Origin of the sequence: Frankia sp. R43 (assembly GCF_001306465.1) — a bacterium.
Lineage (GTDB): Bacteria > Actinomycetota > Actinomycetes > Frankiales > Frankiaceae > Parafrankia > Parafrankia irregularis.
In genome coordinates, this window is the sequence record NZ_LFCW01000002.1 from 768,760 (window position 1) to 780,699 (window position 11,940).

Here is an 11,940-nt window from a genome sequence, read left to right on the forward strand (position 1 = left end):
GGGCGTGTCGGCCCGGTGGACGTGGCGAGCGTCCGGGCGATGGCCCGGTCGGGCGTCGTGCCCGCGCTGGACGTCGTGCCGGCGCTGGACTTCATGCCCCGACGGGACGTCGTGCCCGTGCCGGGCGTGGTGGCCCCGCGTGGCGCGGCGGCCGTGCCGGGCGCGGGCCCGCCGGCTGGCGGCGGGCCGCGGACACCGTGGTCGCCGTACCCGTCGTCGCGGTCGCCCGCGGGCTGACGAGGCTGCCGCCACGACGGCTGCGGCGGGTGATGGAGATGCTGGCGGCCGGCACCCGCCCGGCAGGGTACGGGCAGACGCTGGCCGCGATGGAGGCGGTCACGGCGGTGAGCCGGACCTGCCGTGGCCAGGCCGGATGCCTGCCGCGCGCGGTGGCGACCGCGCTGTTCTGCCGGGTTTCGGGGAGGTGGCCGACATGGCGGACCGGAGTCCGCGTCGCAGGCTCGTTCGCGGCGCACGCATGGGTGGAGGCCGACGGGCTGACGGTCGGCGAGTCGTTTCCCCCGGACGCGTTCCGACCTGTGATCACAGTCCGGTCGCGGCCGCGGGGCCGGGTGCGTTCGCGGTGACGCCGGCCGCCGACGGGTGGCCGGACGGGTGGCCGGCCGGGGCACCGCCGGTTCCGCCCGGCCACCCGGCCTATGCCGGCCCGCCACCAGGACCCCCACCGTCCGGGCCACCGCCGGGATTCCCGCCGTCCGGGCCACCTCCGGGTTTTCCGCCGTCCGGCCCGCCGCCGTCCGGCCCGCCGCCGTCCGGGCCGTCCGGCCCGCCACCAGGACCCCCGCCGCCGGGGGCATTTCCGCCGGGGCCGCCACCGCCCCGATTCCGTGGCCGGGGCAAGGCCCGCCCGGACGGGCCCCGGCCTGGTTTCGGGGACCTGTGGCGCCTGCTGCGCGGGCACGGCCGCCTGATCACCTTCGCGACGGCCCTGACCGCGTTCGGCTCCGTGATCGGTCTCGCGCAGCCGCTGCTGGTCCGCGGGGTCATCGACGGGGCGAGCACCGGGCACGTGCCGGCGCTGCTCATCGGGGTGCTCGTCGCGGTGTTCCTGCTGGAGGCGGCGGTCGACACCTGGGGGCACTACCTGCTGGAACGGACCGGCCAGCGCGTTCTGCTAGGGCTGCGCCACCGGCTGATCGGCCACCTGCTGCGGCTGCGCATCCGGGTGTTCGACGCCCAGCGGATCGGGGACCTGCTCTCCCGCTCCAACGCCGACACCATGGTCGTGCGAGACGCGGTCGCCTACAGTCTCACCACCCTCGTCACCAGCACCATCGGCGTGCTCGCGGCGATCGGGCTGATGGTGTGGCTGAGCCCGGTGCTGTTCGCGTTCGTGGTGGTGTCGGTCGTCGTCGCCGGATCGGTCGTGGTGACGGCGCTGACGCGGGTGCGGTCCATCTCCGAGCAGGGGCAGGCGAGCGTCGGGCGGATGTCCGCCGACCTCGAGCGGGCGCTCACAGCGATCCGCACCGTGCGCGCGAGCAACGCCGAGGCCAGGGAGAGCGAGCGCATCGGCGGGCACGCCGAGGACGCCTACCAGGCCGGGATGCGGATGGCGCGGCTGAGCGCGGTGATCGCGCCCGCCACCCAGCTCGCCGTCCAGGGCTCGGTGCTGGTCGTCCTGCTCGCCGGTGGTGTCCTCGTCGCCCGCGGGACCACCTCGCTGGGCGACCTGGTCGCGTTCCTCCTCTACGCGACCTACCTGGTGATGCCGCTGTCGCAGCTCATCGAGTCCGCGCAGACGATCCAACGTGGGCTCGGCGCGCTGACCAGGGTGAACGTCGTCTTCACGATGCCGCGGGAGGAACCCGACCCACGGGATGGATCCGACCAGCGAGACGGATCCGACCGGCGGCCCCAGCCGGTCGGGTCCCAGCCGGCCGGGCCGGGCCAGCCGACCGCCCCGGGGGCCCGGCCGCCCGCGCTGGAGTTCCGTGACGTCTGGTTCTCCTACGGGCCGCGCCCGGTGCTGCGGGGCGTGTCGTTCACTGTTCCGGCCCGCGGGCAGGTCGCGCTGGTCGGTCCGTCCGGCGCGGGCAAGTCGACCATCCTGGGTCTCATCGAGCGCTTCTACGAGCCGGACGAGGGCGAGATCCTGCTCGGTGGGAGGCCGTTGGAGCAGGTGGGCCGCGCGCTGACGCGGCGCGAGGTCAACCTGGTCGAGCAGGACGCCCCGGTGCTCTGCGGCTCGCTGCGCGACAACATCGTCTACGCCCGGCCGGACGCGACCGAGGCCGAGGTCGCCGAGGTGGTCGACATCGCGCGGCTGACGACGGTGGTCCGGCGACTGCCCGCCGGGCTGGACACCGACGTCGGTGACCACGGGGTCCTGCTCTCGGGAGGCGAGCGCCAGCGGGTGGCCGTCGCGCGTGCCCTGCTGGCGGCACCGGATCTGCTGCTGCTCGACGAACCGACCTCGCAGATGGACGCGGTCAACGAGCGGGCCCTGACCCGGGCGATGGCGGACATCGCCGCCCGCCGCGCGCTGCTCGTGATCGCCCACCGCATCTCGACGGTGCGGGCCTCGGACCTGATCCTGGTCCTCGACGACGGGGTCCTGGTCGCCGCGGGCCGGCACGAGGACCTGCTGGGGCGATCCCCGCACTACGCCCGGCTCGCCGCCGGCACCCTCGACCGCACCGCCTGACCGGCCGGCTCGTTCCGCCTGATCAGCTGGCATGTCCCGGCTGGCAGCCGGTGAGTGCTGCCGGGCCGGTCACCCGCCGGGCCGGTCACCCGCCGGGCCGGTCACCCGCCGGGCCCGGTTCGTCCCGTCAGGGGGTCTGCCGGCGCAGGGTACCGGCCGCCAGCGCGAGGGCGACCACGGCGCACCCCGCGATGACGAGGGCGTCCCGCACGACCATCATCGACACCCCGGGTGTCGTGCTGATCCGGCTCAGCGCATCGACGACGTAGGTCATCGGCATGAGCATGCTGACCACGCCGAGTACCGGGTGCAGCTGATCGTGCGGGACGAGGATGCCACAGAGCAGGAACTGCGGGAGCAGCACCGGCGGCAGGAACTGCACCGCCTGGAACTCGGAGTTCGCGAAGGCGCTCGTGAGCAGGCCGAGCGCGGTGCCGAACAGGGCGGAGAGCACGGCGAGCAGGCCGAGCATCACCAGCGGCCCGGCGATGGCCAGGTGCAGTAACGCGACGGCGGTCGTCGTCGTGATCGCGGCCTGCGCGACGGCGAGCAGGCCGAAGGCGACGCCGTAGCCGGTGAGCAGGTCGCCGCGGCCGATCGGCGTGGTCATCAGCCGCTCCAGGGTGCCGGAGCGCCGCTCCCGCAGCATCGCCACCGAGGTCAGGAAGAACATCGTCATCAGGGGGAACACGCCGAGCAGGCCCGCCCCGGCCCGGTCGAACGCCGTCGGGCTCTGTGCGAAGATCGCCTGCAGCAGCACCAGCAGTGCCGGTGGGAGCACGAGCACGAGCAGGATGGTCCGCGGGTCCCGGCGCATCTGGCGCAGCACTCGCAGCGCGGTGACGGTCGTGCGCGGCAGGTTCAGCCGAAGGCCACGGTCGTCGCACTGCTGGGGGGCCGCCGCGGAGCGGGACGTCCCCGGAGAGTCGGCGCCCTCCGGCGGGTTGGTGGTCTCCGGCGGGTTGGTGGTCTCCGGCGGGTCGGCGCAGTCCGTTGTCGCCGGACTGAGGCCCTGGGCCCGCTCGGCGGGTGGCGGTGGCGTCTGCCGCGGCGCTCGGCGGGGTTCGACCAGGCACAGAAAGGCGTGGTCGAGATCAGCGGCGCCGGTGATCTCGAGCAGCGACTCGGGGGTCTCGTCGGCGATCAGCCGTCCCTCGCGCAGCAGCAGCAGCCGGTCGCAGCGGGAGGCCTCGTCCATCACGTGGGAGCTGATGAGCAGGGTGAGCCCCCGGTCGGCCAGCTGGTGGAAGCCGTCCCACAGCTCGCGCCGCAGCACCGGGTCGAGCCCGACGGTCGGCTCGTCCAGCACGAGGAGCTCCCGCCCGCCGATGATGGCGGCGGCCAGCGAGACCCGGCCGCGCTGACCGCCGGAGAGCCGTCCGACCTGGGTGTGCATCTCTGCCGACAGGCTGACCTGGGCGGCGGCACGCTCCGCCCCGCGGATGACCTCCTGCGGGCTGAGCGCCCCCTGCTGGGCGCTGAGCGCGGTGAAGTAGCGCAGGTTCTCCGTCACGGTCAGATCGCTGTAGACGGAGGCGGTCTGGGTGGCGTAACCGACTCGGCGGTGCAGCTCGCGCTCGCACGGCCCGCGGCCGAGCACCCGCAGGTCACCGCTCACCCCGCGCTGAATACCGACGATCGCCCGCATCAGCGTCGTCTTCCCGCATCCGCTCGGGCCGAGCAGGCCGGTCACGGTTCCCCGCTCGACCTCGAAGGACACCCCGTGGACGATTTCCCGGCCGTCCCGGTCACCCCAGGTCGTCCCGCGCCGAATTCGGACGTCGACCGCTTTGATCGCCAGCACGTCGTCCACATTCTCGGTGCGCCGGTCCGATGTTTTCACCTCGGCCACGGGCTCAACCCTAGCCGGATCGCCGTCCCCGTGACGCCCGATACAATGGCCCGTATGGCCGAGGTCGGCGGGAATACGACGAAAAATGTGAAGCGCGTGGCGGCGGATCCGTTCCGGCATTCCCGGGGATTTCCGGACGCGGCCGTGGTGATTGTCGAGTACGGTGACTTCGAGTGCCCGTACTGCGCGCGAGCAGCCGGTATCCTGCATGAGCTGGTGAATACTTCCGACGGCCAGGTCCGGCAGGTCTTCCGGCACTTTCCGGTGTTCGATCTGCATCCCTACGCGCTGACAGCCGCGCTGGCGGCCGAGGTGGCCGGCGCGCACGGGCTTTTCTGGGAGATGCACGACCTGATGTTCGCCAATCAGGACAAGCTCGCCGACAAATACCTGATGGGCTTTGCCCGGGCCGTCGGCCTTGACTCCGACCTCGTCGTCGGCGACCCGGCGCAGCCCTACGGCGACGCGGTGGAGGACGACTACGCCGGCGCCGCGCAGCTGCGGGTCGAGGGCACCCCGACGATCTTCATCGACGGGGTGCGTTACCGCGGCCGGCTGGAACTCGGCCCGTTGCGCGCCGCCGTCGCCCGGGCGGGGGGCGGCGGCGGGGCCGGCCAGCCAGCGAACGGGCAGCCAGCGAGCGGCCAGCCAGCGGACGGACCGTCATCGGATGACGGGGCTGACCGCCGGCGCCGGCGCGCGCCATGGTCGCGGCGGTAGCGCCGGGATTGCCTCGTCCGTACCCGGAGAGCACAGCGACCAGCGTTCTCCGACATACCGCAGGGTGATCGTGCCCAGTACGGCGGAGATGACGGAACCGGCGATGATCCCGATCTTCGCCTGTTCGGCGAGGGCGGGGTCGGTGAAGGCCAGCTCGGTGATGAACAGGGAGATGGTGAAGCCGACCCCGGCGAGGATGGCCGCGCCCACCAGGTGGCCGTAGCGAACGCCGCCGGGCAGGGCGCCGAGCCCGCTGCGGATCGCCAGCACCGCCGCCGCGGTGATGCCGACCGCGTTGCCGACCAGCAGCGCGACGGCAACCCCGATCGTCACCGACGACGACGCCGCGGCCGTCAGCGCGTGGCTGTCCAGGTGCACACCCGCGTTGGCCAGACCGAAGACCGGCACGATCACGTAGGCGCTGAGCGGATGCAGGCTGTACTGGAGCCGCTCGCTGGTGGCGACGGTGGCCCGGGCGGCCGACACGGCGAGCGCGGCGCGCCCGGCGGTCGAGTCCTCCCGCAGCGCGCGCACGTAGATCGGCACGTTGTCGATCTGTTCACGGCGCGGGGGAGCCGAGGGCAGCACGAGGCCGACGATCACCCCGGCCAGTGTTCCGTGCACGCCGGACGAGTAGATCGCGACCCACAGCGCCACCGCGGCGAGCACGTACGGCCCCAGCCGCCAGACCCGCATCCAGCGCATCGCGGCGATCAGCAGCAGCAGCGCACCGGACGCACCCAGCCACCCGGGCTCCACGTGTTCGGTGTAGAAGACCGCGACCACGGCGATCGCCCCGATGTCGTCGACGATCGCGAGGGTGAGCAGGAACAGCCGCAGCCGGTCCGGGCAGCGCGGCCCGAACAGCGCGAGGATGCCGATGACGAACGCGGTGTCCGTCGACATCGGGATCCCCCAGCCCACCGCGGCGGGACCGGACGGGTTGAACAGGAAGTAGATCAGGGCCGGCAGGCCCAGGCCACCGACGGCCGCGAGCGCCGGGACCGCCACTGTCCGGCGGTCACGCAGCTCCCCGGTGGTGAACTCGCGGTTGATCTCCAGGCCGACCACGGCGAAGAAGATCGCCATGGCGCCGTCGTTGACCCAGTGATGCAGCGACATCGACAGCGTCGCGTCGCCCACGCCGAGCGTGGCGGTGGTCTCCCACAGGTCGTGATAACTGTCGCTGACCGGGCTGTTCGCCCAGACCAGTGCCATGACCGCGGCGATGACCAGCAGGACGGCACCACCCGCCTCGGTGGCGAGGAACTCCCGCACCGACGGCGCGACCTGGGGAAGCCGGACCCGCAGCTCGGGCCCCGGCCTGGTCGGCGCGGTCACGCCGCCTCGGACCGGGACGGTGTCGCCATGCGGAGCGGTGTCGCCATGCGGAGCGGTGTCGCCATGCGGAGCGGTGCTGGCCTTCGGAACGCTTCCGGCATCCGCAGCGGTGCCGGCCTTCGTGTCGTCATCGTGGGCGGTCGAACCTCCGCGGCAGCCATCCGGCAATCGTGTCAGGTCGTGAGGCGTCGACTCGTCAGCTGCGGCGGACCTTCCAGATGCACTCCGACGGCCACCGGCGGGCCCATGCCTCCTCGGCGCTGTCGCGGTGCGACGAGTCCAGCCCGTTCTCGGGCCGCGGCTCGACGAGGTCCTCGACGACCAGCCCGCAGTCGCGGAACAGCCGGATCCACGCCCCGTACGGAAGGTTGGCGCTGACCAGGCCGTCGGTGTCGGAGATCAGGCGAAGGCCGAAGTAGTCGCCGACGAGCCGGTCGCCGGCCGCCTCCGCGCCGTCCGGGATGCTGATCTCGTAGATCGGGCTGACATGCCCGAACGCCAGCAGACCGCCGGGGCGCAGGATCCGCGCGGCCTCCGGGACGGCCCGGTACGGGTCGGCGAACGAGAACGCGCCGTGGTCGGCGAAGACGATGTCGAACGCGGCGTCGGCGAACGGCACGTCCTCCGCACTGGCCTGGACCAGCGGGAAGTCCAGCCCGGTCTCGCGCTGCAGCTTGCGGCTGTGGTGCAGCTGCCGTTCGGACAGGTCCAGTCCGACCGGGCGGGCGCCGCGCCGGGCGAGCGCGGTGGACCACTGACTGCCGCCGCAGCCCATCTCGAGCACGTCGAGTCCGACGACATGGCCGAGGATGTTCAGCCGCGACTCCGGGATGCCCCACACGCCCCAGGTGATGTCCCCGGTGAAGGCCTGCTCCCGAATCTGCGGGGCGTTGAACCGCTGGTAGTCGTCGGAGATCTCGTTCCACCGGGTGCGGTTGTTCCGCACATGGGCGTCGTTGCCGATCATCCTTTCGTCGCTCCTCGTTGAACGTCGTCGCCACGTCACGTGGCCCGGGCTGGTCGGGGATGCCGGTGGTGGACGACGTCCGCGCCGTGTCCCGGATATCCGGGCTGTCCGCCCTGGGCGTGGGCCTGCGCCGGGTGACCGGCCGGGTGACCGGGCAGGTGAACAGCGAACGCGCGGCATCCGCCGGGCTCCGTGACTGTATGAGACACGACAAAGAACACATGCGGCGGGTACACCCGCGAACGGGACCGGTCACTCCGCGGTGACGGTCAACCCGGTCTCGCCGGAATGTCGATGACGATCACGGTGATGTTGTCGGCCCCGCCGGCCCGCAGTGCGACGTCGACCAGATGCCGCGCCACGGCGATCGGCGTAGCCCCGGTGCCGGAGCCGGAGCCGGAGCCGGAGCCGCAGGCGCAGGCGTCGACGTGTGCCGCGAGCGTCGCCGCGGCCGAGGCGTAGTTCCACAGCCCGTCGCTGCACAGGACGACCCGCCCGGGCGGCCGCAGCCCCACGACCCGGGTCCTCGGCGGCCAGGACGTCCGCGCGTTGCCCAGCCAGCGAGTGATGGTGTGCGCGGCGCGGCCCTGCTCGGCGAGCTCCGGCGGCAGCAGCCCGGCCCGGACGGCCTCCGCGGCCATGGTGTCGTCCTCGGTGAGGACCCGTGCCCCGGCGCCGTCGACCAGGTAGGCCCGGCTGTCCCCGAGCCAGCCGACGGCGAGGACGTCGTCCAGCACGATGGCGCCGACGAACGTGCATGCCGGTGCCAGGCCCTGCTCCTCGGCGACGCCGAGCACGGCGTCCTGGGCGACCTGGACGGCGTCGGTGAGCGCTGTGGTCAGCGCCTGGTGCAGCCTCGGCGGCACGGCCCGTACGGTCTCGGGTCCGGCCGGCTCAGGGCCTGGGGCGGGCATCGCGGCGGCGGCCAGCCGGGCCAGTGCCGCCGCGGCTGCCGCGGCGGCAGCCTGCGCGGCCGGGCCGGAGCCGAACGCGCTGGACACGCCGTCGCAGACCACACCGACGGCGCCGCCGAGCCGCGGGCCGTGGACGCCCGGCGGGAGCAGCTCGAGACCCATCCCGTCCTCGTTGTGGATGTGCACCCGGCCGCGGTCCGACAGGCCGGCTGCGGCGCCCAGGTCGGACAGCCAGGTGTCCGGACCGTGCAGCGGCGCGGCCCGCAGGCCGCACACCCGGCAGAAACCATCCTCGTCGACGGCCGTCGCGCCGCACTCGTCGCAGGCGGTGCGCCCGTCGGCCTCGGTGGTCGGCGAGGCGGCGGCCGGGTCCACCGCGGGAGGATGCGCGGAGGGCTCAGGGCCGGCCGGCTGCGTTCCTCCCGTATCCATACGGATGACCTTCTCCTACCGGATTGTGTGGGAGAAGGCCCCCGCCCTGTCGGCTGCGTGTCAGGGCGGACACGGTTTCCCCCGGGAGATTGGCGCGCTTTCTCCCGGGAGAAGCCTGGCGCGGACTGGCGCCGATCAGGACCGCTGGTCGGCGCGCGGGGAGGCTCGCACTCCACGAACGCGGCCGGATCTCCGAGAGCCCGATGACCCGGTCTGGCGGGTCGCAAGGGTGAACGATTCTGGTCGTGTCAACGACCAAGATCCTCACTTCCCGCGGGTCGCCAGCTGAATCTGCGCCCCTTTTGCACCTCTTGAGGTGAATCGCCGGTGCTGCGGGGTGGCGCGGGATCCTCGACAGGTGGGCCGCGCGGGTGGGGACGTGGAGCGGCGCGAATTCTGTCGGAGGTGACCGGCACACTGCTGGGCATGAGGGTCAACGATGAGTGAGGTTCTTGCCGGCCCGCCCGTGGCTGCCGGCCCGTCGGGCGAGGATTCGGCCGTTCCCGGAGCGTCAGCGCAGGCCGTCGAGCTGCTGGAGCCGTTCCGCCGGGAGCTGACCGGCTACTGCTACCGGATGCTGGGCTCCCCGTTCGACGCGCAGGACGCGGTGCAGGAGACGATGATCCGCGCCTGGCGCGGTATCGACCGGTTCGAGGGCCGGGCCGCCCTGCGGTCATGGCTGTACCGCATCGCGACCAACGTCTGCCTCACGGCACTGAGCGCCGGTGAGCGCCGGGCCCGCCCGATGGACCTCACCGGCCCGTCCACCGCCGACACGCCCGTGCGCGCACCGCTGCCGGAGGCGACCTGGATCGTCCCCGCACCCGACGGGCAGGTGCTCGCCACCGGCCCGGGCGGCGCCGACCCGGCGGACGTCGCCGCCCGCCGGGAGAGCGTCCGGCTCGCGTTCGTGGTCGCGTTGCAGCACCTGCCGGCCCGCCAGCGGGCGGTGCTGATCCTGCGTGAGGTGTTCGGCTGGTCGGCGAGCGAGACGGCCCAGCTGCTGGACAGCACGGTCGCCTCGGTCAACAGCGCGCTGCAGCGGGCCCGGGCCACCATCGCCGCGATCGACCTCTCCGAGGCGGAGCCACTGCGGCCGGCCGACGCCGAGCAGCAGGCGCTGCTCGCCCGCTACGTCGACGCCTTCGAGCGGTACGACATGGACGCCCTGGTCGCGCTGCTGCATGAGGGCGTGACACTGTCCATGCCGCCGCTGGACCTGTGGCTGCGCGGGCACGGCGACGTCCGGGCCTGGATGCTGGGCACCGGGTCCGGGTGCCGGGGCTCCCGCCTGCTGCCGACGACGGCCAACGGTCATCCCGCCTTCGGCCAGTACCGGCCGAGCGCGTCGGGGGCCGGTCACGACCCCTGGGGCCTGGTCGTCCTGGAGATCGCGGCCGGCCGGGTGATCGGCATCAACACCTTCCTGGACGTCGAACGCCTTTTTCCCGCGTTCGGCCTGCCGGCACACCTGCCGCCCGAGGCGTGATCATCCGGTGGGCGTGGCCGGGCCGGCCGATGGAGGGTCGTCGGCCAGCCCGGCGAGGCCTGTGAGGGCGAGCAGGTCCCGCAGCGGCGCGGGCGCGTCCAGCCGGAACGCGCGGTTGTGCTGTCTGGCCACGAGCGCCAGCCGGGCGACCGCCTCGACGACCACCAGGTCCGCCCGGCCGACCGCGGTGGCGTCGACGAGCATGGCCTGCCCCGGGTGGTCCCGCAGGAGCCGTTCCGCCTGCCCGCACAGACCGGAGAGGCCGTCCCGGCGCGGCGCCGCGGGCAGGCGGAACACCACCGGGGCCAGGCCGGGCGGAGGGGATGTCGGATCCTCGGGCATTGCTGCGCTCCCATCCGTCGGGGGGAGCTGCCACCGCCCGCCCACAGACTGCAGACCCCCGTCACGGGACGAACTCATCGCCCCGCGGGCCCGTGGTGCCCGTCGGTCCGGCGTGGGGCCGCGCCGGCGAATGGGTGGCAGCCCCGATGGACAGCGGTGACGGCGCCGGAACAGGCTGGGGCGTGTGCGCAGCGGCTGAGGACGGTGACCGGGCCCATGGGCTGACCTTGTTCTGGCGGGTCTTCGCGCTCAACGCGGCGGTGTTCACCGCGGCGATGCTCGGGCTCATGCTCGGCCCGGTCACCGTCTCCGCGCCGGTGGTCCGGACCGAGGTGCTGATCCTCACCGGGGGGCTGGCCGCGATGCTGGTGACGAACGCCGTGCTGCTGCGCGTCGGCCTGCGCCCGATCGATCGGCTCATCCGGGCCATGGCCACGATCGACCTGACGCGCCCCGGCCACCGGCTGGCGGCCGCCGGGCAGGCGGGCCCGATCGGGGATCTCATCCGTACCTTCAACGCGATGCTGGACCGGCTGGAGGCGGAGCGCGCGGCCAGCACGGCCCGCGCCCTGACCGCGCAGGAGGCGGAGCGGCAACGGATCGCGCAGGAGCTGCACGACGAGATCGGCCAGACCCTCACGGCGGTCCTGCTCGAGCTCAAGAGCGTCGCGGACACCGCACCGCCGCCGCTGCGCGCGCGGCTGCGGCAGGTGCAGGAGACCACCCGCAACGGGCTCGACGAGATCCGCCGCATCGCGCGCCGGCTGCGTCCGGGTGTCCTCGAGGAGCTCGGGCTGACCAGCGCGCTCAAGGCGCTCGCGGGCGAGTTCACCACGGGCGGGCTCGTGGTCCATCACAGCGTCGAACGTCACCTCGGCCTCGGCCGGGACGCCGAGCTGGTGCTGTACCGGGTCGCACAGGAATGCCTCACCAACACGGCCCGCCATGCCGGCGCCCGCCACGCCCGCCTCGAGGTGGCTCGCCGGGGCACCGGCATCGAGCTGCGGGTCCGCGACGACGGCCGCGGGCTCGGTGGCGCCGCGGAGGGCTCGGGCATCGGCGGCATGCGCGAACGTGCGCTGCTGATCGGGGCCGACCTCACGATCGGGCCCGCCGCCGGCGGTGGCACCGAGGTCCGGCTGCGGGTGCCGCTGCCCGACGAGCCGCGGGTGCCCGACGGGCCGCGGGTGCCGCTGCGCGAGGAGAGGGACTGAC

Annotated in this window: 11 protein-coding genes; 6 read left to right on the plus strand and 5 right to left on the minus strand. The window is 73.7% G+C overall.

What is annotated here, in order from left to right; all coding sequences use genetic code 11:
• Positions 1–15 precede the first annotated feature (15 nt).
• The 3 genes from ACG83_RS45345 to ACG83_RS11245 all read left to right on the plus strand — a co-directional run bounded on the left by ACG83_RS45345 (position 16) and on the right by ACG83_RS11245 (position 2,668).
• Positions 16–237, plus strand: coding sequence for a hypothetical protein (locus tag ACG83_RS45345; protein WP_054566084.1), 222 nt, complete (start codon positions 16–18; stop codon positions 235–237).
• On the plus strand, positions 198–587 hold the full coding sequence (locus tag ACG83_RS11240) for a lasso peptide biosynthesis B2 protein (RefSeq protein WP_054566085.1): 390 nt from the start codon (positions 198–200) through the stop codon (positions 585–587). The genes ACG83_RS45345 and ACG83_RS11240 overlap by 40 nt, the downstream gene beginning before the upstream one ends.
• Positions 588–967: 380 nt before the next feature.
• Positions 968–2,668 carry an ABC transporter ATP-binding protein gene (locus tag ACG83_RS11245; RefSeq protein ID WP_235497825.1) on the plus strand — a complete coding sequence of 567 codons (1,701 nt, stop codon included), beginning with the start codon at positions 968–970 and terminating at the stop codon, positions 2,666–2,668.
• A gap of 127 nt (positions 2,669–2,795) precedes the next feature.
• On the opposite strand, the gene ACG83_RS42190 is transcribed toward ACG83_RS11245, so the two are convergent.
• Entirely contained in the window at positions 2,796–4,520 is a 1,725-nt protein-coding gene (locus tag ACG83_RS42190) for an ABC transporter ATP-binding protein/permease (RefSeq protein WP_200931300.1), read from the minus strand.
• A gap of 96 nt (positions 4,521–4,616) precedes the next feature.
• Here ACG83_RS42190 and ACG83_RS11255 point away from each other — a divergent pair, with 96 nt between their 5' ends.
• Positions 4,617–5,240 (plus strand): DsbA family protein, encoded by a 624-nt coding sequence (locus tag ACG83_RS11255; RefSeq protein ID WP_235497826.1) that lies wholly within the window; start codon positions 4,617–4,619, stop codon positions 5,238–5,240.
• Here ACG83_RS11255 and nhaA read toward each other — a convergent pair.
• From nhaA to ACG83_RS11275, 3 genes are all read right to left on the minus strand, one after another.
• The gene (gene nhaA / locus ACG83_RS11260; protein ID WP_054566557.1) at positions 5,184–6,581 is read right to left on the minus strand and encodes a Na+/H+ antiporter NhaA; all 1,398 of its coding nucleotides are present in this window, start codon (positions 6,579–6,581) and stop codon (positions 5,184–5,186) included. The two genes, ACG83_RS11255 and nhaA, sit on opposite strands and share 57 nt — an antisense overlap.
• A 196-nt stretch (positions 6,582–6,777) precedes the next feature.
• Positions 6,778–7,548 (minus strand): class I SAM-dependent methyltransferase, encoded by a 771-nt coding sequence (locus tag ACG83_RS11265; protein WP_054566086.1) that lies wholly within the window; start codon positions 7,546–7,548, stop codon positions 6,778–6,780.
• Positions 7,549–7,817: 269 nt separating this feature from the next.
• Positions 7,818–8,894 (minus strand): PP2C family serine/threonine-protein phosphatase, encoded by a 1,077-nt coding sequence (locus ACG83_RS11275; protein ID WP_054566088.1) that lies wholly within the window; start codon positions 8,892–8,894, stop codon positions 7,818–7,820.
• A 439-nt stretch (positions 8,895–9,333) separates the two neighbouring features.
• Here ACG83_RS11275 and ACG83_RS11280 point away from each other — a divergent pair, with 439 nt between their 5' ends.
• Positions 9,334–10,383 carry a sigma-70 family RNA polymerase sigma factor gene (locus tag ACG83_RS11280; protein ID WP_054566089.1) on the plus strand — a complete coding sequence of 350 codons (1,050 nt, stop codon included), beginning with the start codon at positions 9,334–9,336 and terminating at the stop codon, positions 10,381–10,383.
• Here the strand turns inward: ACG83_RS11280 and ACG83_RS11285 are convergent, their stop codons facing one another.
• Entirely contained in the window at positions 10,384–10,725 is a 342-nt protein-coding gene (locus tag ACG83_RS11285; protein WP_083473146.1) for an STAS domain-containing protein, read from the minus strand.
• Positions 10,726–10,946: 221 nt separating this feature from the next.
• Here ACG83_RS11285 and ACG83_RS11290 point away from each other — a divergent pair, with 221 nt between their 5' ends.
• The gene (locus ACG83_RS11290) at positions 10,947–11,939 is read left to right on the plus strand and encodes a histidine kinase (protein ID WP_054566559.1); all 993 of its coding nucleotides are present in this window, start codon (positions 10,947–10,949) and stop codon (positions 11,937–11,939) included.
• The last annotated feature ends 1 nt before the right edge of the window (position 11,940 follow it).

Excerpts from the sequence above, each read along its gene's own strand:
- ACG83_RS11265 (WP_054566086.1), bottom strand. The coding sequence starts at position 7,548 with ATGATCGGCAACGACGCCCATGTGCGGAACAACCGCACCCGGTGGAAC.
- ACG83_RS11275 (WP_054566088.1), bottom strand. The coding sequence starts at position 8,894 with ATGGATACGGGAGGAACGCAGCCGGCCGGCCCTGAGCCCTCCGCGCAT.
- ACG83_RS11280 (WP_054566089.1), top strand. The coding sequence starts at position 9,334 with ATGAGTGAGGTTCTTGCCGGCCCGCCCGTGGCTGCCGGCCCGTCGGGC.
- ACG83_RS11285 (WP_083473146.1), bottom strand. The coding sequence starts at position 10,725 with ATGCCCGAGGATCCGACATCCCCTCCGCCCGGCCTGGCCCCGGTGGTG.